Raw genomic sequence first — 22,515 nt, forward strand, 5'->3', positions numbered from 1 at the left:
GCCCTTTGGAACATATTATTTTACTAAGAGGCGTTACTCCTAATGGAAAAAATGCTATCCCAAAAATGTCTTATTTGGTAGATATTTTGACAGAAGCTGGTTTTCAACACGTTCGAACCTATATTCAAAGCGGGAATATCATTCTTGAGAGTGACTTAGATTTAGAAGAAATACGAGAACGCATTCATACTCTGATAAAGGAAAAAATTGGAGCTGACTTAAAAATGGTTATCAAGAATAAGAACGATTTTGAAAAGATTGTTCATGAGAATCCATTTAAAGAAGACTATCTTCATGATCGTGTGCATGTGATCCTTTATCAAGGATTTATCCAAAGTCTGCCATTAGAAAATTTGAAAGCTGACTACGGTGAGGAAGAAATTTGTGTAGGCGATCACTGTCTCTACCTCTATCTCCCTAGAACTGCAAAACGAAAAAAGCTCAATACCAACTATCTTGAAAAACTTTTTGGCGTGGATTTGACCATGCGAAAGTTAAACGTCGTGGAAAAGTTACTAACAAAATAGGAAAAACAATATGAACAGACAAGAATTAGTCGAATTTGTCAACATGTGCATGATTAAAAACGGAAACAAAGTTCTAGTTCAAGATCGAGTTAGTCCCGACTGGCCCGGCATCACTTTTCCTGGTGGTCATGTTGAACGTGGCGAATCCTTTGTCGATGCTGTCATTCGTGAAGTGAAAGAAGAAACTGGTCTGACCATTTCCAAACCTCAACTTTGTGGTATCAAAGACTGGTACGATGACGAGGATTATCGGTATGTCGTCCTTTTTTACAAGACAGAACACTTTACTGGTGAACTCCAATGTTCAGATGAAGGTACTGTTTGGTGGGAAGAATTTGAAAATCTGTCTCATCTGAAACTTGCAACTGAGGATATGTCAGACATGCTGCGTGTTTTTTTAGAAGACGATTTAAGTGAATTCTTTTACTACAAAGACGGTGACGACTGGCTTTATGAGTTAAAATAAAAGAGCAGAAAAAAATGACCTGAGCTTCAAAAATTAACTTTTGAAGCTCAGGTCATTTCTTAGTTCTTTTTAATCTGATAATAAATAAGATCCGCAACGTAGTCTTTTCTCTCCACACCATTGGTAATGGTTTTTAGATAAGACATTCCCGCCTTCTCCATGACACGACCCGAAGCTGGATTAAGACTGGCATATCGTGCTCTGACCTTTTGAAAACCTGCTTGAGTAAAACAGAAGTCTAGCACAGCTTTCAAGGCCTCCGTCATCATACCACGACCCCAATAGTTTTTTCCTAAAATATACCCAATTTCACAACTTAAATCTTTTTCGTGTATTTCAACGATGCTGATATCTCCTATCACTTGCTCTGGTTTTTCTTTGAGACAAATGGCCCATTTGTAATAGTTAGGATTGGTATAGGATGCAACCCAATTTCGAATCGAGTTCCGAGTCACCTCAACATCAGGATGGAGATCCCAGGTGACATAGGTCAAATTCTCAGCAGATGAAGCCCAATTTTGAAACATGGCTTCTGCATCACTCTCCACAAATCTTCTCAAAATCAAACGTTCTGTCTGTAATATTTGCGTATCGATTGCTTTCATAATGTTACCTCGCTTTCTCAGCTTAAGGCAAGGAGCTAAAAAAGTCCACTGGACCTTCTTCGCTTTCTCATTTCTAGGCTCAGGGTAAAAACCTCCACTGGAGGTTTTTACTCCCAGAAGTCATCAAATACGGTGATTGGTAGGTGGCGTTTGTGTTGTCCTTTATGCCACCAGTTTTCGATAGTCGCTTGGGCTTCTGGGCTGATTGTTTTGCCTTCTAGGTAGTCATCAATCTCTTCATAAGTGACTCCAAGGGCGACTTCATCAGCCAGCCCTGGTTTATCTTCTTCTAGGTCTGCTGTTGGGATTTTTTCATAAAGGGCTGGGTCTGCACCAAGCTCCTTCAAGAGTTGTTTTCCTTGACGTTTATTGAGGCGGTAAAGAGGGAGAATATCCGCACCACCGTCACCAAACTTGGTAAAAAAGCCTGTGATATTTTCCGCGGCATGGTCTGTCCCAATAACCGCTCCGCTATGGGCACCCGCAAGAGCATATTGGGCAATCATACGACTACGAGCTTTAATATTGCCCTTGTTAAAGTCTGAAACAGGACTTCCTGTCGCTTCAACTGCTGCTGTCATTGCATCAGCTGATTCCTTTATATTCACAACCAAGTTGACATCTGGCTGGATGAAATCAAGAGCTTTTTGAGCATCTGCTTCATCAGCTTGCACGCCATATGGCAGGCGGACAGCGATAAATTGGTAGCTGTCATCTCCTGTCTCAGCTCGCATTTCTTCCATTGCTAATTGCGCCAAGCGCCCTGCCAAGGTTGAGTCCTGACCCCCAGAAATCCCTAGTACAAAGGTTTTAAGGAAGGGGTGTTTTTTCAAGTATCTCTTTAAGAAATCAATCGAACGACGGATTTCTTCCTGGGCATCAATCACTGGTTTGACGCCCAGTTGCTGGATAATGGTCTCTTGCAAACTCATTCTTCTTCTCCTTCACCAAGGGCTTCCTTGCGCATCTTATCAATCAAGTCCATCTTATCCTGCCAAATATCATGCGCCAAGTCCACTGGATAGTGTTGCGGATTGAGTACCCGTTTATACTCATCCCAAAGCTTGTCAAATTCTTTGCGAGCATAGGACTGAATGTCAGTCAAACTAGGCAAGTTGTAAACTAATGTTCCTGCTTTGAAAATATCCACTAAGAGAGGAACGGCATCAAAATTACGAACAGTCTTTTTGATGTAAGTATAGGTCGGATGGAACATCTTGATTTCAGTCATGCTGGCAACATCAACACCATCATAAGTGATGTAGTCACCCTCTGACTTGCCTTTTTCACGACTGGTAATGCGCCACACCTGTTTCTTACCTGGGGTCGACACTTTTTCCGCATTATTAGACAGTTTGATGGTATTGCGCATCTGACCATTTTCATCTTCAATAGCCACAATCTTATAAACTGCACCAAGAGCAGGCTGGTCATAGGCTGTAATCAACTTGGTTCCCACACCCCAGACATCAATTTTAGCCTTTTGCATCTTGAGATTGAGGATCGTATTTTCATCTAGGTCATTAGAAGCATAGATCTTAGCCTCTGTGAATCCAGCCTCGTCCAGTTGCTGACGGACTTTCTTGGAAATGTAGGCAATATCCCCAGAGTCAATCCGCACACCCATAAAGTTAATCTGATCACCCAGTTCACGCGCCACCTGAATAGCAGCTGGCACACCGATGCGAAGGGTATCATAGGTATCCACAAGAAAGACACAATCACGATGGGTCGCCGCATAGGCCTTGAAGGCTTCATAGTCGTTTCCATAAACTTGTACCAAGGCATGGGCATGAGTCCCCAAGACAGGAATATCAAATAGCTTACCAGCACGCACGTTGCTGGTTCCATTGGCGCCACCAATCACCGCTGCTCGTGTTCCCCAGATAGCCGCATCCATTTCTTGCGCACGACGTGTCCCGAACTCCATCAAGGGTTCATCTTCAATGACCGAACGAATACGTGCTGCCTTAGTCGCTATCAAGGTTTGAAAGTTAACGATGTTTAAGAGAGCCGTTTCGACCAACTGACATTGGGCTAGAGGGCCTTCAACCTGTACAATCGGCTCATTAGCAAAAACCAAGTCCCCTTCCTGAGCGGAACGAACCGTTAGTTCTAACCTGAGATTGCGGAGGTAATCTAAGAACGCCCCATGATAGCCAAGCGACTCCAAGTAGGCAATATCGCTATCTGAAAAGCGCAAGTCTTCAAGATAATGTACAATTCTTTCCAAACCAGCAAAAACTGCATAGCCGTTGTTAAACGGTTGCTGGCGGAAGTAAACCTCAAAGACCGCCTTTTTATTGTGAATCCCTTGGTCAAAGTAAACTTGCATCATATTGATCTGGTACAAGTCCGTGTGCAATGTCAAACTATCATCTGGATACATCTGTTTTCCTTCTTCCTACTTTACAAAGGTATGAACGTATTCTACCACTTTCACACCGTCCGATAAATTAGTACTATTATAACACATTTTACCGAGATTGATAAAAAGATAACAAGCTATTCTCCGTTCTCCAGTTCATCCATATCTTGCTCAAACTTTTTTTGAGCCCATTCTCCAAAATTTCTTAAAGTAAGGTTTCCAATAAAAACCCATGGAAGATAGAGAAGATAAGTAAGGATCCAAGCAGACAGATATTTAAAATTCAAAGGATTATGCTGATAAATCTCAATATTGAACTGGTAGTTCTGTAGCATCAAGATGGCTGTAATTGCAAGAGTCACTACTAAGCATCCCAAAATCGTAAAATGAAAACGACTATAGTAGGTCACTCCAAGTTGTCGTGCACGATTGAAAAAGAAGAAAATTCCTAAAAGAAGGGTAACCAGAAGAATATTAGGATTAAAAAGAGCAGGTGCTAATACAGCCACCAAATAACTTAGCAGAATGAGCCCGATAAACATATAAAAAGTCTCTGTCCCAGCTTTGTTAAACAGTTGTTCTTCTCTTTCGTCTAGTAATTGATAATAAAAAAATCTATTTTTCATCTTCTTCCTCCCAAACTTGCTGATTTCTGCGATTCAAGTATAGGATAACTCGGTCCATAGAATAACTCCCAACGAGATAGATGATAACTGCTAGAACTACTTTTAGGGAGTACTTCCAAGTCAATAGACTGACCAGTTCCTCGCGATTGCCTACGATATCAATCAATAAAACCACTATGGAAAATCCCAAAGCAGATAAAATTCTTTCTTTTCCAGTATTCTCAACAATATCTCGAATATCAATTCCTACATACATGCGGCGAATAATGGCATACAAACCAACTCCAATCAATAAAAGTAATTCTGGCAAATAGGACTGAAGTGTTAAATTGAAAATATAAACTTTGGCAAAAATTTCCAGTGCCAAAAATAGGCACATTCCCAAGAGAATTTCTCCTGAAATCTTTCCATCCAATTTTTCCGTACGTTCATCTTTGATCACAAGTTTTTTTCTACTTTTCATCTTCTTCCTCCCAAAATAGTTGGTCTAATGTTTTTCCTAAGCATCTGCAAATGGACTGGCAGAGGGAGAGACTAGGATTGTATTTTCCCGCTTCTATCAAGCCTATAGTCTGCCTAGTAACACCTACAGCTTCTGCCAAATCCCCTTGTGTTAAATCACGCTCCACCCGAGCTAATTTTAATTTTAAATTTTTAGCCACTAGCGTCCTCCTTCACATTTTTAAAAAGTTGCGCTTCTTTTAAAAACATTATACCATATATCTAACTTAATGCAATATATAAATGTCATTTTGTAAGATTTTATTAACAAAAAAACTCTCTACCACAGAAAATAGAGAGTTTTGAATTTAAATATAGGATTTCAAAATATCGACGACATCACTTCTTTTCTTGACCTGATAGGCCTTGATGCCCAATTTTTCAGCTGCGCTTGTATTGTCCTCAATATCGTCTAGAAAGACACAGTGTGTAGGATCTAACTGGTATTTGTCGAGAATCTTCTTAAACATTGCCAAATCAGGCTTTATAGCTTTTATATCACAGGATAGGACAAAACCATCTAAAACCTCCTTTAAGGGAGATAATTGCTCATCCAGCAAGTCATAAAATACCTTTGAGGTATTGGACAAGACAAAGATGCGATGCCCCTTTTTCTTTAGTTCTAACAAGACAGGAAAGACTTCCGTATAGATATCAATGTAGCTAGGCCAATTCCAGATAACTTCTTCGACCTTCTTTTGATAGGTCCTGCCAATCATTGACACAACTTTAAGCACTAATTCTTCTCTCGTCATGGTACCAAGATCTAATCTTTCCCAAAGCCCCGACTGAAAAATGGTCTTATCTAAAATCAGATAATCTTTCTTCATCTCCGAAACGCCTTGCAAAATCTTATCCTTGTTCCATTCTAATAAGACGTTGCCCATATCTAGTATTATGTCCATTAGCCCACCTCCTTGGTTATGTGAAGAATTACTCTCTATTATATTTCTCCATTTTCACCTTACAAATCTTTTTGGTAATAGTATCTTCGCCCTGTGTAGGGATAGTCTTGCAAGGTAAAGACCTCCTTGTAGCCATGCCTTTGGTAAAAATCTGGCGCTTGAAACTGGTAAGTATTGACAAAAGCAAAACGACAGTTTCGATGCTTAGCTTCACTTTCTGCCTGTTGCAATAGTTTTGAACCAATTCCTTGTCCTCGCAATTCCTCTTTCACAAACAAATACTCGATTTCCAACCAATTTCCGAAAGTCTCAGCTACTAAGCCCCCCATGAGATTGCCCTTTTCGTCTTCGACATAAAGATTCAGTGGCTCACTTTCAGCCTCTTCTCTTTTGGAACGATTATAAGCACGAATCAAATTCCCTATTTCTTGCGCTTTCTGGGACGCTTTATTTTCCAATCTAAAGTGCATCCAAACCTCCTTCGAACTGTTACAGCTTGATTATAATCTTATTTCAATAGACTGTCAAACTAAAAAGAACTCACCAATCAAAGTTGATGAGTTCATGATTTATTTCCTAAATTTCCACTGGCTATAAATTCCGAAACCGATAATCCAGATAGCAGAACCAACTGCCCCCATGAAGGTAGACTCTTGTAAAAAGAGGGTTACAAAGACAAAGATAAAGAAGAGCATGGTTAAAGGATTTAAGAAACGATACTGAGGCATGAGGTAGCCATCCGCCATGAAGTCTTGTGACTTGCGGTATTTGAGATGGGCCACCATGATCAAGATATAAATCGCGATGTAAACACCTGATGAAGACGCCGTAATCAAAGCAAAGGCATCGGAAACACCTGGCAAAACATTGATAAAGGCAGCTAGAGCAATCAAGATTGCTGAGGCAATAATGGCATTTTGCGGAACATTATGACGAGAAAGAGTATCTGCCTTGATCGCTTTTAAAAAGCGATTGGGTGAATCATGGGCAATCTGGTAGAGGTGTCGCCCTGTTGAATAGAGGGTTGAATTAAGAGCAGATGCTGCCGACGTCAAAACAACGAAGTTAATCAGAGCTGCCGCCCACTTGATACCTGCTAGCTCAAAAACCGTTACAAATGGTGAATCTGAAGAAGCAAGTTCTTTCCAGGGAATGATAGACATAATGGCTAATAGGGCTCCACCATAGAAGAAGACAATTCGGAGGGGAATTTCTTTAACTGCTTTTGGCAAAACCTGACGAGGATTCTTGGTTTCAGAGGTTGTCACTCCGATAAACTCAATCATCAGATAGGCAAAAAATACCATTTGAAAGGCCATGACAAAGTTCATAACACCGTTTGGGAAAAGAGAGAACTGATTGCTGATATTTGCCAAACTTGCAGCACCATGCGGTGTCTCAAATCCTGTCAAAACCATAAAGGCTCCCGTTGCAATCATAGCTAAAATAGCCACAATTTTAACCATAGCAAACCAAAACTCGACTTCTCCAAAGAGCTTAACCGCAATCAGATTGACTAAGGCCAAAATCGTTAAAAAGACAATCTGAATCAGCCAACTAGGCCAGCTAGGAAACCAAAACTGAACATAATGTGAGATCGCAGTGATTTCTGCCATACCGATAAAGACGACAGACAACCAATAAGACCAAACTGAGAAATACCCCCAGCCTTTCCCCAAATGACGGGTGATAAAGTTGATAAAAGTATGTTGTTCTGGATCCTGATACAGCATCTCCCCAACAGCCCTCATCATCAAAAACATAAAGGCTCCTGTAATCATGTAAATCAGGATGATAGAAGGCCCAGTAAGGCTGATAGAACGACCGGCACCTAGGAAAAGACCTGTTCCGATTGTTCCCGCAATAGCCATCACCTGAACATGGCGATTGGTTAATCCACGATCCATCTTATTTTTTTTCTTATTTTCACTCATATAGTCTCCTATTTTATTCAAAAAACCAAAAAGGAGTTGAGCAAGGCAAAGCCTCTACTACTCCTTTTTCATTCTATTTAGGCTGTTTTTTCAACCTTTAAGATTTTGACATCATAGCTACCAACTGGTGTCTCGATGGTCGCTGTATCACCAGTCTTCTTGCCGATCAAGGCTTGTCCAATTGGGCTCTCATTTGAAACCTTACCAGCAAAAGCATCTGCACCTGCAGAACCGACGATGATATAGACTTCTTCGTCATCTTCACCGATTTCTTGGATCGTTACAGTCTTACCGATAGCCACTTCATCTTGGGCAACTGCATCGCTATTAACGATTTCAGCATAGCGGATTTTTGTTTCTAGACTTGAAATTTGTCCTTCAACAAAAGCTTGCTCATCCTTAGCTGCTTCGTACTCGCTGTTCTCTGAAAGGTCTCCATATGAACGAGCAATTTTGATACGTTCTACCACTTCAGGACGACGAACGAGTTTCAACTCCTCTAATTCTTTTTCTAGTTTTTCCTTTTCTTCAAGGGTCATTGGGTAAGTTTTTTCTGCCATTTTTCTCAACTTTCTTTTCTTAATTTGTTTTTAAAACAAAATTATGTGGAAAACCACATAATTTTAGTTTGAACTACTTGATTGGGTTAGTTTGCTATTGATGTGTTCTGCAACGTTTTGATCATGTTCTTCTTTGGTCGTTGCAAAGTACACTTTACCATCTTCGACATTGGCTACAAAGTATAAGTAGTCACTCTTTGTCTGGTTTACACTTGCTTCGATGGCATCCAGACTTGGACTGTCTACTGGTCCAGGCATGAGGCCAAGGTGTGTATAAACATTGTAAGGTGAATCAATCGTCGTATCAATTCCAGCATCATCCGCTAGACTAATCTTTTGACCAAGCTTGCCTTGGGCATACAGGATAGCGATATTACTTTGAAGCGGCATACCGAGATTTAGGCGGTTATAGAAGACACCAGCAATCTTCTTGCGATCTTCTGTCTTGGCACCTTCTTTTTCAACAAGAGAAGCGATACTGAGCAATTCATTGACTGTCAGATTCTTTTCTTTGATCGTAGCGTAATATGGTGACAAGGCCTTATCCATAGCAGCTAACATCTCATCAATCAAACTTTCAACTGTAGTGCTTTCTTTGATGGTATAAGTTGCTGGGAAAAGGTAACCTTCTAGGCGATAACGAACGCCACTGTCTTTTGTTGGTAGACTTCCTAGTAGGTTAGGATACTTGGCGACTACTTGAGAGATGAAGGTTTCATCTTGAGCTTTTGCTAAGAAGGCATCCGCTGTAAGCGGCTCTTTAAAGTCACCTTGAAGTTGACCTACCGTTTGAGCAATTTGCTCCAAAGTATATCCTTCTGGAATTGTCAAGCTTGCAAGAGCTGGTTCTTGTGGTTCAGGAGTTCCACCTTTCTGCAATTCTTGGATCAATTCATCTGTACTCATGCTCTTCTTCAAGTTGTAATAACCTGATTTTAAGTCTGCACTCTTATATTTAGCATATAAACTAAAGATAAGTCCATGTTTTACCAAACCAGATTTTTCCAAAGTGCTCCCAATTTCTTGAACATTTGAACCTTCTGGGATTTGAACCGTTACGTAGTCCTTAGAGCTCACATCAACTGGTTTCAAAGATTCTTGAACATAACCATAACCAAAGAAGCCACCAACACCTACGAGCACTAGAAGAACTAAGAAAGTTAGCAAGCAGCCTTTCGCTTTTGATTTCTTCTTTTTCTTAGCTGGCTTTGTTCCTTCGCGACGACTGCGTAGTGGAGCATTCGCTAGATCATCAACTTGCTCAACTGGAGCAGGTACTACAGTCTCTACAACAGGAGGGACTGATCCTTCTTTATTGTCATCCGTTTTATAGGAAACAGCCACTTTAGTTGGAGTAGTATTAAACTCTTTCTCTTCCTTTTTAGGCTCTACAGCATCAATCTTGGCTGGTGCAGGCTCTTCTAGTTTTGACTCTTCTGGTTCTGGTGCTGGTGCTGTCACTTCGCTTGATTCAAAACTTGGGCGTGGTGGCACACTTGGGGCATTTTTTAGGGTTTCATCCACAGTTGACAGAGAATCTGCCATTAAATCTTCTGTGGCAAGATTTGATTCTTGTTCAGAAGGGGCAGGTGGAGTTACTTGAGAAGATGGGGTTGGTGGGGTAGTTGGACTTTCATCCTCTTTTCCTCTTCTTTCTCTCTCTCTGACTCTCTCTAAATCGCGTAAAATCTGTTCTTTAAAGCTTAATGTTTCTTCTTCTCTTGATTTCTCGCTCAAAAGCTTTACCTCCTTGTTGGCAATCCATAACATTATATCTTAAAAGTCGCAGAAAAGCAACAAAAGATACCTTTTTCCAACTATATTTCTTGTTTTCAAGGCTTCCAAACCATGTTATACCAAGTCTCACCTGCATAGGTAGATTGGGATAGTCCTTCATTGACAAAACCATGTTTCTCATAATATGAGATAAGATAATCATGACAAGTCAGGTTAATGCCTTCTCGTTCATGTTCTAAAGCGACTTCCTTCAGAGCACTTAACAGTTTTTTCCCCACTCCCAAGGCTTGCGCTTCCTTAGCTATGGAGAGACAGGTCACAGAAATATAACCTCCAGGTTTATGGCTATAGTCTTTTATTTCTTCTGTAAAGGACTGATCTTGTAGATGACGATGTGGGACGACCGGACCTTCAATGTAGCCAAGGATACGTCCCTCTTTTTCAGCGACGAGAAAGCTGGTCTGAATTTCACGTAAATGCGCCTCAAAGACGGAACGAGGAATGGCTTCCTCAAGGGAGAAATTCTCAAGCTCTATCTCTAAAATACGATCTAAATCCGAAAATCTTGCTTGTCTGATTTTCATATTTCCTCCTGATAAAAAGGATTAGCCCAAGTCAGATACCATTCAGAACCACTGCCATAATGACTCCCTGTCACTTCTTCCTCAACAAAGCCATTCATTTCAAAATATGATAGTAACTCATCAGGACTTTGCAAAAGAATACCTTGGTAATCTAGCTCGACAGTCACCTGTTTCAAGGCTGCAAGAAGAAGAGTTCCCAGCCCTTGTCCCCAATAGTCAGGATGAATGGTCAATGATTTTATTTCTATCCATTTGGGATGAATAGACTGAGCTTCTCCTAAAACATAGCCCAGAAGCTGATTTTCATCCCCAGCTACAAGAAAGGTACCCGCAGTCTTGCGGATACTCTCTTCTAAGGATTGGCGGCTAAGTGCCTCTTCTAACGAAGGATTGGCCTCTTCAATCGCCAACATTTCTTCTAAATCTGATAAGGTGGCTTGCCTTATAGTGATTGGAATTTCCATCTGTTTTCCTTATTGGACGTTGCTTGTCAAGTTAGACAAAAGACGTTCAAATGAATATTCATAGGTTTGGATGTCTCCTGCACCCATAAAGACGTAAACAGCATTGTCATGGTCTAGGAGTGGAGAAACATTTTCAACAGTGATAACTTGGTGTTTCTTGTTGATTTTATTGGCTAGGTCTTCTACTTTGACATCACCATGGTCCACTTCACGAGCTGATCCATAGATTTGCGCTAGGTAGACTGCGTCTGCTTGATTCAAAGCGTGAGCAAATTCATCCAACAAGGCGATGGTTCTAGTAAAGGTATGCGGTTGGAAGATTGCCACAATTTCCTTGCTTGGGTATTTTTGACGAGCCGCATCCAAGGTTGCAATGATTTCTGTTGGATGGTGGGCAAAGTCATCAATGATCACTGTATCATTGACAATTTTTTCAGTGAAACGACGCTTAACACCTGCAAAAGTTTTCAAGTGTTCACGGACCAAGTTCAAATCAAATCCTGCTGTGTAAAGAAGTCCAATAACAGCTGTCGCATTCATAATATTGTGACGACCAAAGGTTGGAATGTGGAATTGTCCCAATTCTTGACCACGGAAGTGAACGGTGAAGGTCGAACCAGTCGTAGAACGAAGAAGATCGCTAGCTACAAAGTCATTGCCCTCAGCTTCAAACCCATAGTAATAGATTGGCGCATTGGCTGTAATCTTACGCAACTCAGGATCCTCACCGTATACAAACAAACCTTTGGTAATTTGTTTGGCATAGTCGTTAAAGGCATTGAAAACGTCCTCTAGACTTGTAAAGTAGTCTGGATGGTCAAAGTCAATGTTGGTGATGATAGAGTACTCAGGATGGTAAGGCATGAAATGGCGCTCATATTCGTCTGATTCAAAGACAAAATATTTGGCATTGGCTGAACCACGACCTGTCCCGTCACCAATCAAGAAGCTAGTGTCTGTGATGTGAGACAAGACATGTGACAACATACCTGTTGTTGAAGTTTTTCCATGAGCTCCTGCCACTCCCATGCTGACAAAGTCGCGCATAAAGCTACCTAGGAATTCGTGGTAACGTTTGTAGCTAATACCATTTTGATCTGCATAGGCGATTTCAACGTTGTTATCTGGACGGAAGGCATTCCCCGCGATAATCTCCACATCACCTTGTAAGTTCTTTTCATCAAAAGGAAGAATCGCAATCCCTGCCTGCTCTAGTCCACGTTGAGTAAAGTAGTACTTTTCAACGTCTGACCCTTGAACCTTATGCCCCATTTGGTGCAACATCAAGGCTAGGGCACTCATACCTGATCCCTTGATTCCAATAAAATGATATGTTTTTGACATGCTTTTCTCCCCTACTCAGTAATTCTTGTCAGATTCAACTCTTGGGCAACCTGACGTTCCTGTTCTGTTTGCTTATTCTTTTTATTATAGATTTGACTCTTCTTTAGAAAATCATAGTTGTTCTTTTTAGCTTTTCCCGTTTGGGTTTTCGGAGTTGGAGTCGCCACTTGCCCAACATCCTCAGCTAAGATATAGTGAGACTGGCTCAAGTTTTTACTAAATTTGGCAAACTCACCTGGATTTTCCTTTTGAAATGGTGCTGTTGGTTGGTTTCCTTGACGAACAAGTGTTGAACCATTGTGTCGTCTGGTATGACTAACATCCTGAGTCAAATACTTGGCTGAACGTTTCTTCTTCAAATCCGCACGCGCCTCTTCTCGAGCCAATTCAGCATACGTTTTTTCAACTTTTTTAGGTTCTGGACTTGGCTTTGGCTCCTTGCTAACTACTGGAGAAACTACGGTTTCTTCCTCATTGATAGGAGACCATTCCAAATAGTTCTTATCGCGGTAATCACCTTTGATATTGCTAATAAAGTCTGACTCATCGTACAAGTCCATGACTGGCATTTCGGTCAGCATGATCTCATCATCTGACACCAATGGAAATCGATCTTGTTTCATTTTGTATTTCCTTTCAACACTTCATTATAGCGTATTGTCTTGATTTTTCAAGTGCTGGCTTCAGAAATTCCCAAAATTTCACGAATTTCTGCCAGACTGAGACTCGCACGCGACTCCGTACCATCTAAAACTTGGGAAACCAAATGTTTTTTCTGCTCTTGAAGTTCTTGAATTTTTTCTTCAATAGTCCCCTTGGTAATCAAACGATAGACCTCGACCATCTGCTCCTGCCCCATTCGGTGGGCTCTTCCGATAGCCTGTGCTTCGACAGCGGGATTCCACCAAAGGTCAACCAAAATAACCGTATCAGCTCCCGTTAGATTAAGACCAACACCACCCGCCTTAAGGGAGATGAGAAAGGCATCTCTCTCCCCTTGGTTAAAGGCCTTGGTCATCTCCTGTCTGTCATGAGCAGGAGTTGAACCTGTGATTTTGAAGGAGTTCAAGCCCAAGTCTGGGAGTTCTTGCTCGATTTTTTCCAACATTCCTTTGAACTGGGAGAAAATCAAGACCCGATGCCCACCATCAGCCACTTGTAGCAATAAATCTCGGAGACTATCCAATTTACCGCTGGCTCCCTGGTAATCGTCCATGAAGAGGGCTGGCGTATCACAGATTTGACGCAAACGCATGAGTCCAGATAAGATTTCTACCCGACTTCTCTGGAATTCTTGATCTGTCACTTGCGCTAGGCGGTCTCGCATCTGTTGCAACTGGGCTAGATAGATGGCCTTCTGCTGGTCTTCCAGTTCATTTTTATAGACGACTTCGATTAGATCAGGTAGTTCTGTCAGGACTTCTTCTTTCTTACGCCTCATGACGAAGGGCTTGATAAACTGCGCGACTCGGTCAGCTGGTAATTTCATAAACTCCTTTTTACTTGGCAAGAGCCCCGGAAGCACAATTTGAAAGATAGACCACAACTCTCCTAAATGATTTTCAATGGGCGTACCTGACAAAGCAAAAACTGCTGGCACCACAAACTGGCGCAAACTCTGAGCAATCTTGGTTTGGGCATTTTTCATGACCTGGGCTTCATCTAAGAAGAGAAAATCAAAAGCCATCTCTTGATAAAGCTCGCTGTCTTGACGAAAGGTGGCATAGCTAGTCACATAGATTTGGTGATTTTCAGAAAGAATCGCTTCTCGATTCGCTTTCAAACCATGAACGACAGCCAAATCCAACTGTGGGGCAAATTTTCTAAATTCATCTGCCCAGTTGTAGATCAAACCTGACGGCGCTAAAATCAAGACCCGACTGTCTTCTGTCACCTGACTGGTCAAAAAAGCAATAGTTTGCAGTGTTTTTCCCAGTCCCATATCATCGGCTAGGATGCCACCAAAGCCATAGTGATGAAGCATCTGGAGCCAACGGACACCTTTTTCCTGGTAGTCTCTCAAACTCGCTTGCACCCGTATATCTCCCAAAGGAAAGTCCTCTGGATGGGTCAAATCATGAGCTAAATGCTGAAATTCTTCCGAGAAGGAAATCCTGTCTCGACCTTCAAACAACTGAGACAGACTGTAAGCCAGAGATTTTCGCGCTTGAAAAGAACCATCTTTTAGCTCAACCCCCAGTTCCTGCAAATTTTGACGAATCTGCTTAGTTTCCTCATCAAAAAAGTACACTTGGTCAGAAGAACTGATATAGAAATCCTGATTACTGGTCAGGGCTTTAAGAGCTTTATCAATCTCTTCTTGACCAATCCCTTGGAAGTCAAACTGAATTTCCAGCAGTCCTCCCTTGGACTCAATCTGAACCTGAGGAGCTTGGACGCTGTAGAGCTGATTGATTTCATCAGACAAGAAAACCTGACCCAATTTCTCAAAAGCTGGAATCGTATGGTGAAAGAAAGAATAAACTGCCTCTGGCTTCAAAGCCTGTCTCCAAGACTGAAAATCAGCCTCAAAACCAGCCCCTAAACAGACTTGAAATAGTTGGTTTTCCAAGACAGCATCACTTGAAAAAGGTAATTGTTCCAGCTGTTGGCGACTAGTCACCTTAACATCTCCATAGTCAAACTGAATATTCAAGCGGATGCGGCCGTCATCCTCCCTATCAAAGTAAAAGATTGGTGAAAAGGGTCTGATTTGCAAACGCTCGGGGGCAGACACTGTTCCTAGCTGTCCAAACAAAGGCAAACAGGCGGCTAGGCGATCACGATCACTGTTGTCAAACTGGAGGCATTTCCCCCCTCTTTCCTCCTGAGGAAGCTCCTTGATTTCCTTTAGTAAGCTGATTTGTTTAGGGTTTAAGAGATAAAGATTCCCCTTACGAAAGAGAACTGCCCCTCCATAGAATACGTTAACTCGCTCAGTCTCAGAAATTTCCATCTCAAAATAATCGGGATACTCCTTCACGGAAAAAGAGAAAAGGTTTGCTTCTGGATCTAAATCATGAAAAAGAAGATTTTCATAACTAGTAATCTGATGTTCAAAATGAAAATCCTCCAAGTTCATCAGCAACTCCACTCCCTGCTCAAAAAAGGTCAGAGGGAAAAAGAGGTGACGACCTTGATTGGGGAAAAAGAGGTCTTGACTCAGTCCCTCCTCAATCAAGCCACATAAAAAAGTAAGAACATCTTGACTAGCTGTATCAAAAGCATCCCAAGACAAGTCATTTTCATAGTATTTTCCAATCATATATGGTTTTCGATGGACTAAAACCTTCAAAAAGAGAGGGATATCACGAATGACATAATATTTTTGACTATCAACTAAACCGATTCGGAGAGTCCAAAGGAGGCGATTGGTCCCAGCTTCCACCTGACCTTGAGCCGACAAAGTGTAGATTTTCTCTCTCTTCTGAGGTTGGATACGCTCCAAAAAACTACCACCAAAACTAACCTTGGTTTCGACCTCTTCTTGCTCTTCATGTCCTTTTTCTAAGGCTTGTAAAATCACTTGGCCTTCTTCATCATTCTTCAGATAATGCTCGAGCGCTGCGAGGTGAACACAGTAACCTCTTTTTTGGAAAAAATCGCAAGCACAAAAAACCAGATCATCCTCTAAACTGTAGCGCAAGTCTTCTCCCGCAACACGAGTATAGAGGCGATTCCCTTTTTCCTTGATAATCTCAATATTGCCTGTTTCATAGAGTGTAACCCCCTCCATGCGCAACTTTCCCGGAATCAATTTAGCCATAGTTACCCCTTTATCTTATCTTTTCATTATACCACATTTTCCCCTACGAAAATAGCCTTCTAGGAAGACTTTTATCCTAGAAGGCTGGATTTTTAAAGTGTAGCAAAAGTGGTCACGATGCGTTGGCAAACCTCTTCCAGTACTGACTTCGGCATGGCTACATTGAGGCGAGCATGAAGGGTTCCTTCCTCCCCAAAGTCCAAACCTCGGTTCAAGATGACCTTGGCTTCATTCTTCAAAAGCTCTTGCAAGCGGTCATCCGTTAGGTCATAGGCTGAAAAATCAAGCCAAATCAAGTAGGTACCTTGCGGTTTCATGACCTTAATCTTGGTTTCGTTGCCCAAAACATCCACTACATAGTTAATGTGGTCCTCGATAACTTCTTTTAGTTCTCCTAACCAGTCCTTACCATAACGGTAGGCAGCTTCTGTCGTCAAATACCCCAAGCCTGAAATTTCATGCTGGTTATTGGCCAACTGGCGTTTTTGGAAAGCCACACGAAGCTTTGGATTTTCAATGACAGCATAGGAATTTTTCGTTCCAGCAATATTAAAGGTCTTAGTGGCACTGCTCAAGATAAGGGCAAAGTCTTTAAAAGCTGGATCAATGGTATTAAAAGACTGGTGTTTGTGACCAAAGAGGGCCAAATCTTGGTGAATCTCATCTGAAACCAACAAAACACCATGTTTTTGGCAGAGATGGCCAATCTTTTCTAACACTTCCTTTTCCCAAACACGTCCACCAGGATTGTGAGGATTGCAAAGAATATAAAGCTTCACATCCTCTTCCACCAATTCCTTCTCCAGCTGGTCAAAGTCAATCTCAAACAGACCGTTCTTTTCCACCAAAGAATTGGTAATCAATCTGCGATTGTTCAGTTTGACACTGCGGGCAAAAGGTGGATAGACCGGTGTATTAATCAGAACAGCCTCTCCCTCTTTTGTAAAGGCTTGAATAGCTGTTGAGATGGCCGGTACCACTCCCTCGATAAAGACGAGGACATCCTTGTCAAAGTAGTACCCGTGTTGTGTGGCTTCCCAGTCCTGAACCGACTCAATCAAAGCATCACTGGCATAGGTATAGCCATAGACCAACTGATCTGCGTAGGCTTGTACAGCTTGTCGAACCTCAGGCAAAACCACAAAGTCCATATCTGCTATCCAGGCTGGTAGAACTTCTCGATCAGCTTCCACTTCTTTCCATTTATAGGTATGGTGTCCAAAACGATTGGGCAGGCTTGTAAAATCATATTTTCCCATATCTGTCTTATCCTTCCAAAGCTTGGCGCAAGTCCGCAATCAAATCTCTAGCATCCTCAATCCCAATAGATAAGCGCAAGAGATCATCTGTTAAACCATAGGAATGGCGCACTTCTGCCGGAATATCCGCATGGGTTTGCGTCGTCGGATAGGTGATGAGACTCTCTACCCCACCCAAACTCTCAGCAAATGAAAATACCTTCAAGCTGTTTAGAATATGAGGAATTCGTTTTTCATCTGCTACTTTAAAGGAAATCATACCTCCACGACCTGTATAGAGCACTTCCTTAACAGCAGGTGAATCCTTCAAAAAGGCAACCACTTCTTGGGCATTGGCTGTAGAACGCTCCATACGAAGAGGTAGAGTTTTAAGACCACGAATCAACTGATAACTATCAAACGGTGACAAGACCGCACCAGTCGTATTCAAATTGTAGAAAAGTTGTTCATATAGTTCTAAACTATTAGTCACAACCACCCCAGCCAAGACATCATTGTGTCCTGCTAGATACTTGGTTGCTGAATGAAGAACAATATCCGCACCGTCTTCAATCGGTCGTTGGTAAATCGGACTGTAGAAGGTATTGTCCACCACTACTTTAGCACCCTTGTCATGAGCTAGTTTGGCTAGTTTTGCAATATCAAATTCCAACATCAAAGGATTGGTTGGCGTTTCGATATAGAGAACATCCACATCATTTTCCAGCTCAGTAATCAACTCTGCTTCAGTATTGGCATAGGTAAAATGGAAACGACCTTCCTTCTCCACTTGGTTGAACCAACGGAAAGACCCCCCATAAAGATCTCGCACAGCCAAGACTTTACTTCCTACTGGAAAAACACTAAAAGCCAGTACAATCGCAGCCATACCTGAGCTCGTCGCTAGGGCATAGTCTGCTGATTCGATTGCAGCCAAGACTTCCTCCGCCTTACTGCGAGTTGGGTTTTTAGTGCGCGTGTAGTCAAATCCAGTAGACTGACCGAACTCTGGATGCTGATAAGTTGTTGAAAAATGTAGTGGCGTCACCAAGGCACCTGTCGTCTTATCTGACTTGATACCCGCCTGGGCCAAAATTGTGTTGATGTGTAGTTCTTTGCTCATACAATACCTCCAAATCTATAGTAACTATTGTACCACTTATTTTCGCCAACTCATTTTCTTCTTTTCAAGAGCTAGTTATAGTTTCAAACTATACAAAAACGATAGCTTCCTGAGAAACTATCGTTTATCCTGTTGAATAGACTGGTTATTTAACGTGTTTTGCCAATTCTTCTTGAGCTTTCTTATTTGATTCTTCTTTTTCTTTCAGCCATTTTTCTTTAGCTTTTTCATACTCATCAGCCGTTACAGTCTTATCTTGTAACTTGAGGTACTTGTATGATTCCACACCCTTATTTCCTGCTTGTGAGAATGGTGCTGAGAATGGAACTGTCTTTCTCAAGCTAGGTGTTCCACCAAGGGAAACGTTTGGAATTGCAAGGGCGCTATCAACGAGCCAAGCTTGAATTTCAGCATATTTTTCATAACGTTTCGCTGGATCCTGCTCTTTATTGGCTTCTTCCAACATTTCAGTATAGGTATCAAGTCCAACTGCCTTAGCCTTGTCATTGACCTCACCTGGTTCTAGACCAAGGTTTTGCAACATACCGCCGTTATTGACATTTAGGATATCTAGATAGCTTGATGGATCCAAGTAGTCAGCACTCCAACCGCCATTATAGATATCAAAGTCTTTTTGAGCTGCCGTTTGAGCGAGGTAGCTAGAATTATCGAAGTCATCTGTTGATAATTGTTGGATATCAATAACCACATTCTCAGCTCCTAGAACAGATTCGATGGATTGTTTTAAAGAACTTGCTTCAAGTACACCTTTTTTAGCTGATTGGTCAACTGATACATCCAAGTGAATTGGGAATTGCACACCCTTAGCTTCCAATTCTTTCTTAGCTTCTGCAAATTTAGCTTTAGCCTTGTCAGGATTGTAGTATGGATCTTGCGCGTCTGCAAAGTTGATTCCTTGCCATTCTTGACCATAGTTGACCATCTTTTCTGAAACAACATCGCCAAAGTCTTTTCCGTTGATACTTACAAATGTAGGAGGTACCACTAGGTTACGAATAATCTTCGTTGCTCCGTCTTCTCCTTGAGATTGAGCTCCATAGGCTGTACGGTTATAAGCATAGTTGAAGGCTTGACGGAAGTTTTTATTCAGAACTGCTTCTTGTGTTGATTTCTTTTCGATATCTGAGGACTTAGAAGTGAAGTTATAAGATTTTCTGTCCAAGTTGAAGTTCAAGTAATAAGAAGTTGCGGTTTGCATACTATAGATGATGTTATCCTTGTTCTTCTCTTTAATTCCTTCAAAACTTGAGCTATTTGGATAGAGACGCGCGTAGCTGTAGACTCCTTCTACAAAGTTACGAGCTAGGGCATCTTGGTCACTACCATCATAGTAAGTCAATTTCACATCGTCCACAAAGACATTTTTAGCATCCCAGTAGTTCGGATTTTTCTTGTATTCGATAACAGATTTTGAAACAAATGATTTCATCAAGAAAGGTCCATTGTACAAAATGCTAGAAGGGTCTACCTTACCAAAATCATCCCCTTTTGATTTCAAGAAATCTGCATTGACAGGGAAGAGAATGGTTGAAGTTGTTTTAGAGTTCCAATAAGATTCTGGACGTGTCAAAGTGTACTGAACTGTTTGGTCATCAATCGCCTTCACACCGACAGTTGAAAAGTCAGTTGTTTTACCGTTGATATAGTCATCCAAACCTGCTACAGAGTCTTGAACCAGGTACAAGGCTTCGGATTTTTTATCAGCAGCATATTTCAAACCTGTCACAAAGTCTTGAGCAGTTACAGGTGCGTATTCTTCACCTTCGTATGTATACCACTTGGCATCTTTACGAAGTTTGTAGGTATAAGTCAAACCGTCCTTGGAAACAGTCCAATCCTCTGCCAAAGATGGGACATAGTTACCATATTGGTCATTTTCCATCAAACCATCTACCAGATTGGTAACGATATCATTGGTTGTTGCACGGTTCTCTGCTAGATAGTTCAAACTAGATGGATCACTAGAATAGACATAGTTATATGTTTTAGATGAACTTGCTGAGTTCCCACATGCGCTCAATAGGATACCTGCGCTTAACACGACACCTGCCAGTGTCAGATACTTGGCCTTAGACTTTTTCATTTCCAGAACCTCCTGTTTTAGATATTTGCCTTATTATACAGCTTTAGTTTTATTTAGTCAAGCAATTCCTGTCACAAAAGGTCGAAATTATATTATTTTCTATACAAATTTTAGATTTTTATCTATTTCGTTAGGTATATGCAATGAGTAGTGTAATATTTCTACCTCTTATTCCTAAGCGCTTTAAAAGCTGTCTTGTAATTTGGATATTCTCTTTGGTAGTGATTAATAACCAGTAAGACATCATTAAGTTCTTTAGAACATTTAGAGTGATAATTCTCGTTACTTTGAATGTTAGAAAAGAGAGAACCAATCTGATTCTCTCTCATGCTTAATTAGATCTCACCCTCTACAGTTGACAAAGAGCCAAAAACCCCAGATAGCCTTGAGCTATCCGGGGTTCTTGTTTTCATCGCTAAAATGATATCAACAATTTCATTTTAGTCGATTTCTGGGACTTAGTCTTCTAAATCCATTTCAGAAGCTGCTGATTTCTTCTTCTTGCCAAGAAGAGAGGCAGTTGCCAAGGCAGCTACTCCTAATCCAAGACCAGCAAATTGGTTACTTGCAGTTCCTGTATTTGGAAGTTTTCTACCGTTTGAACGTCCTGGTCCAGCAGGTTGTTGTGCAGGAGCTTGTGAGTGGTTCAATGCACTTGAGATTGAAGCACTGTCAGACAAGCTAGCTGAGGTACTTGCGCTATTGCTCAAGCTTGTGCTTGCTGATTCAGATGCACTAATTGATGCAGATACGCTGTTGCTCAAGCTTGCTGAAGTACTTGCTGAAGTTGAGGCATCGCCTGAACCATTGCTTGTGCTTGTTGAACCTGAACCGCTACCTGAGTTGTTGCTTGCACTGATTGATGCAGACACGCTGTCACTCAAGCTTGCGCTTGTTGAGACTGACTCACTTGCGCTGATTGAGGCTGAAGTACTATCGCTCAATGATACACTTACTGACTTGCTGAGTGAAACTGACTCACTTGCACTTACTGATTCAAGGTAGCTAGGAAGGTTAAACTCTGGTTTAGACTCGCTTGTTGGTTCACCTTTACTATAGCTGAATGAGTTAGATTGTTGTGACGCACTTGTACTCAAGCTGCTTGAAGTGCTATCGCTAAGTGATGTAGATGTACTTACACTGTTACTCAATGATGCACTTGCTGATGCTGAAGCATTGCCTCCAGCATTACTTGCTGTTTCAGATGCACTGATTGAAGCTGAGATGCTGTTGCTCAAGCTTGTGCTTACTGATTGGCTTGCACTGATTGACGCTGACACGCTGTTGCTCATGCTTGTGCTTACTGATTGGCTTGCACTGATTGATGCGGATACGCTGTTGCTCAAGCTTATGCTTGCTAATTGGCTTGTGCTTGCTGATTGGCTCGCACTAATTGAAGCAGACACGCTGTTGCTCATGCTTGTGCTTGCTGATTCAGATGCACTGATTGAAGCAGACACGCTGTTGCTCAAGCTTGTGCTTGCTGATACTGAAGCACTAATTGAAGCAGATACGCTGTTGCTCAAGCTTGTGCTTGCTGATTGGCTAGCACTAATTGAAGCAGACACGCTGTTGCTCATGCTTGTGCTTGCTGATTGGCTAGCACTGATTGAAGCAGACACGCTGTTGCTCAAGCTTGTGCTTGCTGATACTGAAGCACTAA

Annotated in this window: 23 protein-coding genes; 3 read left to right on the top strand and 20 right to left on the bottom strand. The window is 41.5% G+C overall.

The features are described 5' to 3' along the window. Positions 1-5: 5 nt before the first annotated feature. Positions 6-527 (top strand): DUF1697 domain-containing protein, encoded by a 522-nt coding sequence (locus MK403_RS09205; protein WP_268709654.1) that lies wholly within the window; start codon positions 6-8, stop codon positions 525-527. Between the two features lie 10 nt (positions 528-537). Continuing rightward, positions 538-993, top strand: coding sequence for an 8-oxo-dGTP diphosphatase (locus MK403_RS09210; RefSeq protein ID WP_268709655.1), 456 nt, complete (start codon positions 538-540; stop codon positions 991-993). Between the two features lie 59 nt (positions 994-1,052). Here the strand turns inward: MK403_RS09210 and MK403_RS09215 are convergent, their stop codons facing one another. The 20 genes from MK403_RS09215 to MK403_RS09310 form a co-directional block, all read right to left on the bottom strand. Further along, positions 1,053-1,598 carry a GNAT family N-acetyltransferase gene (locus MK403_RS09215; protein WP_268709656.1) on the bottom strand — a complete coding sequence of 182 codons (546 nt, stop codon included), beginning with the start codon at positions 1,596-1,598 and terminating at the stop codon, positions 1,053-1,055. A gap of 107 nt (positions 1,599-1,705) precedes the next feature. Then, a complete protein-coding gene (nadE, locus tag MK403_RS09220; protein WP_268709657.1) occupies positions 1,706-2,530 on the bottom strand; it encodes an ammonia-dependent NAD(+) synthetase in 825 nt (274 codons plus the stop codon). Further along, entirely contained in the window at positions 2,527-3,987 is a 1,461-nt protein-coding gene (locus MK403_RS09225; RefSeq protein ID WP_268709658.1) for a nicotinate phosphoribosyltransferase, read from the bottom strand. The genes nadE and MK403_RS09225 overlap by 4 nt, the downstream gene beginning before the upstream one ends. A gap of 116 nt (positions 3,988-4,103) precedes the next feature. Further along, the gene (locus MK403_RS09230; protein WP_268709659.1) at positions 4,104-4,592 is read right to left on the bottom strand and encodes a DUF6773 family protein; all 489 of its coding nucleotides are present in this window, start codon (positions 4,590-4,592) and stop codon (positions 4,104-4,106) included. Next, positions 4,582-5,055: a DUF6773 family protein gene (locus tag MK403_RS09235; RefSeq protein ID WP_268709660.1), complete on the bottom strand. Its 474-nt coding sequence runs from the start codon at positions 5,053-5,055 to the stop codon at positions 4,582-4,584. Before MK403_RS09235 ends, MK403_RS09230 begins: the two co-directional genes overlap by 11 nt. Beyond that, positions 5,045-5,254: a helix-turn-helix transcriptional regulator gene (locus tag MK403_RS09240; protein ID WP_001107502.1), complete on the bottom strand. Its 210-nt coding sequence runs from the start codon at positions 5,252-5,254 to the stop codon at positions 5,045-5,047. Before MK403_RS09240 ends, MK403_RS09235 begins: the two co-directional genes overlap by 11 nt. Positions 5,255-5,401: 147 nt before the next feature. Then, a complete protein-coding gene (locus MK403_RS09245; protein ID WP_268709661.1) occupies positions 5,402-5,998 on the bottom strand; it encodes an HAD family hydrolase in 597 nt (198 codons plus the stop codon). Positions 5,999-6,057: 59 nt separating this feature from the next. Further along, the gene (locus MK403_RS09250; protein WP_268709662.1) at positions 6,058-6,468 is read right to left on the bottom strand and encodes a GNAT family N-acetyltransferase; all 411 of its coding nucleotides are present in this window, start codon (positions 6,466-6,468) and stop codon (positions 6,058-6,060) included. 99 nt (positions 6,469-6,567) lie between these two features. Next, complete coding sequence (locus MK403_RS09255; RefSeq protein ID WP_268709663.1) at positions 6,568-7,932, bottom strand: amino acid permease; 1,365 nt, start codon at positions 7,930-7,932, stop codon at positions 6,568-6,570. 77 nt (positions 7,933-8,009) lie between these two features. Then, entirely contained in the window at positions 8,010-8,492 is a 483-nt protein-coding gene (gene greA, locus MK403_RS09260) for a transcription elongation factor GreA (RefSeq protein WP_000818755.1), read from the bottom strand. A gap of 63 nt (positions 8,493-8,555) precedes the next feature. After that, on the bottom strand, positions 8,556-10,262 hold the full coding sequence (mltG, locus tag MK403_RS09265; protein ID WP_268709664.1) for an endolytic transglycosylase MltG: 1,707 nt from the start codon (positions 10,260-10,262) through the stop codon (positions 8,556-8,558). Between the two features lie 62 nt (positions 10,263-10,324). Then, positions 10,325-10,813: a GNAT family N-acetyltransferase gene (locus MK403_RS09270; protein WP_268709665.1), complete on the bottom strand. Its 489-nt coding sequence runs from the start codon at positions 10,811-10,813 to the stop codon at positions 10,325-10,327. Continuing rightward, complete coding sequence (locus MK403_RS09275) at positions 10,810-11,277, bottom strand: GNAT family N-acetyltransferase (protein WP_268709666.1); 468 nt, start codon at positions 11,275-11,277, stop codon at positions 10,810-10,812. The genes MK403_RS09270 and MK403_RS09275 overlap by 4 nt, the downstream gene beginning before the upstream one ends. A gap of 9 nt (positions 11,278-11,286) precedes the next feature. Beyond that, complete coding sequence (gene murC / locus MK403_RS09280) at positions 11,287-12,621, bottom strand: UDP-N-acetylmuramate--L-alanine ligase (RefSeq protein ID WP_000048080.1); 1,335 nt, start codon at positions 12,619-12,621, stop codon at positions 11,287-11,289. 11 nt (positions 12,622-12,632) lie between these two features. Next, entirely contained in the window at positions 12,633-13,244 is a 612-nt protein-coding gene (locus tag MK403_RS09285; RefSeq protein WP_173258665.1) for a cystathionine gamma-synthase, read from the bottom strand. Between the two features lie 47 nt (positions 13,245-13,291). Next, the gene (locus MK403_RS09290) at positions 13,292-16,387 is read right to left on the bottom strand and encodes a DEAD/DEAH box helicase (RefSeq protein ID WP_268709667.1); all 3,096 of its coding nucleotides are present in this window, start codon (positions 16,385-16,387) and stop codon (positions 13,292-13,294) included. Between the two features lie 92 nt (positions 16,388-16,479). After that, positions 16,480-17,646, bottom strand: a complete 1,167-nt coding sequence (locus tag MK403_RS09295; protein ID WP_268709668.1) for a MalY/PatB family protein — start codon at positions 17,644-17,646, stop codon at positions 16,480-16,482. Positions 17,647-17,653: 7 nt separating this feature from the next. Beyond that, positions 17,654-18,748, bottom strand: coding sequence for a cystathionine gamma-synthase (locus MK403_RS09300; protein WP_000031983.1), 1,095 nt, complete (start codon positions 18,746-18,748; stop codon positions 17,654-17,656). A 145-nt stretch (positions 18,749-18,893) separates the two neighbouring features. Continuing rightward, positions 18,894-20,852, bottom strand: coding sequence for a peptide ABC transporter substrate-binding protein (locus tag MK403_RS09305; RefSeq protein WP_000748531.1), 1,959 nt, complete (start codon positions 20,850-20,852; stop codon positions 18,894-18,896). A gap of 458 nt (positions 20,853-21,310) precedes the next feature. After that, positions 21,311-21,949, bottom strand: coding sequence for an LPXTG cell wall anchor domain-containing protein (locus MK403_RS09310; protein WP_232191480.1), 639 nt, complete (start codon positions 21,947-21,949; stop codon positions 21,311-21,313). 79 nt (positions 21,950-22,028) lie between these two features. Between MK403_RS09310 and MK403_RS09315 the strand changes: the two genes are divergently transcribed. Next, the coding region (locus MK403_RS09315; RefSeq protein ID WP_412080617.1) for a hypothetical protein at positions 22,029-22,515 on the top strand (487 nt) is incomplete at its 3' end.

The sequence above is a fragment of the Streptococcus oralis genome (genome assembly GCF_026782285.1).
Classification (GTDB): domain Bacteria; phylum Bacillota; class Bacilli; order Lactobacillales; family Streptococcaceae; genus Streptococcus; species Streptococcus oralis_CG.

Coding starts and splice junctions, on each gene's coding strand:
- MK403_RS09210 (WP_268709655.1), top strand. CDS start 538: ATGAACAGACAAGAATTAGTCGAATTTGTCAACATGTGCATGATTAAA.
- MK403_RS09215 (WP_268709656.1), bottom strand. CDS start 1,598: ATGAAAGCAATCGATACGCAAATATTACAGACAGAACGTTTGATTTTG.
- nadE (WP_268709657.1), bottom strand. CDS start 2,530: ATGAGTTTGCAAGAGACCATTATCCAGCAACTGGGCGTCAAACCAGTG.
- MK403_RS09225 (WP_268709658.1), bottom strand. CDS start 3,987: ATGTATCCAGATGATAGTTTGACATTGCACACGGACTTGTACCAGATC.
- MK403_RS09230 (WP_268709659.1), bottom strand. CDS start 4,592: ATGAAAAATAGATTTTTTTATTATCAATTACTAGACGAAAGAGAAGAA.
- MK403_RS09235 (WP_268709660.1), bottom strand. CDS start 5,055: ATGAAAAGTAGAAAAAAACTTGTGATCAAAGATGAACGTACGGAAAAA.
- MK403_RS09245 (WP_268709661.1), bottom strand. CDS start 5,998: ATGGACATAATACTAGATATGGGCAACGTCTTATTAGAATGGAACAAG.
- MK403_RS09250 (WP_268709662.1), bottom strand. CDS start 6,468: ATGCACTTTAGATTGGAAAATAAAGCGTCCCAGAAAGCGCAAGAAATA.
- MK403_RS09255 (WP_268709663.1), bottom strand. CDS start 7,932: ATGAGTGAAAATAAGAAAAAAAATAAGATGGATCGTGGATTAACCAAT.
- greA (WP_000818755.1), bottom strand. CDS start 8,492: ATGGCAGAAAAAACTTACCCAATGACCCTTGAAGAAAAGGAAAAACTA.
- mltG (WP_268709664.1), bottom strand. CDS start 10,262: ATGTTATGGATTGCCAACAAGGAGGTAAAGCTTTTGAGCGAGAAATCA.
- MK403_RS09270 (WP_268709665.1), bottom strand. CDS start 10,813: ATGAAAATCAGACAAGCAAGATTTTCGGATTTAGATCGTATTTTAGAG.
- MK403_RS09275 (WP_268709666.1), bottom strand. CDS start 11,277: ATGGAAATTCCAATCACTATAAGGCAAGCCACCTTATCAGATTTAGAA.
- murC (WP_000048080.1), bottom strand. CDS start 12,621: ATGTCAAAAACATATCATTTTATTGGAATCAAGGGATCAGGTATGAGT.
- MK403_RS09285 (WP_173258665.1), bottom strand. CDS start 13,244: ATGAAACAAGATCGATTTCCATTGGTGTCAGATGATGAGATCATGCTG.
- MK403_RS09290 (WP_268709667.1), bottom strand. CDS start 16,387: ATGGCTAAATTGATTCCGGGAAAGTTGCGCATGGAGGGGGTTACACTC.
- MK403_RS09295 (WP_268709668.1), bottom strand. CDS start 17,646: ATGGGAAAATATGATTTTACAAGCCTGCCCAATCGTTTTGGACACCAT.
- MK403_RS09300 (WP_000031983.1), bottom strand. CDS start 18,748: ATGAGCAAAGAACTACACATCAACACAATTTTGGCCCAGGCGGGTATC.
- MK403_RS09305 (WP_000748531.1), bottom strand. CDS start 20,852: ATGAAAAAGTCTAAGGCCAAGTATCTGACACTGGCAGGTGTCGTGTTA.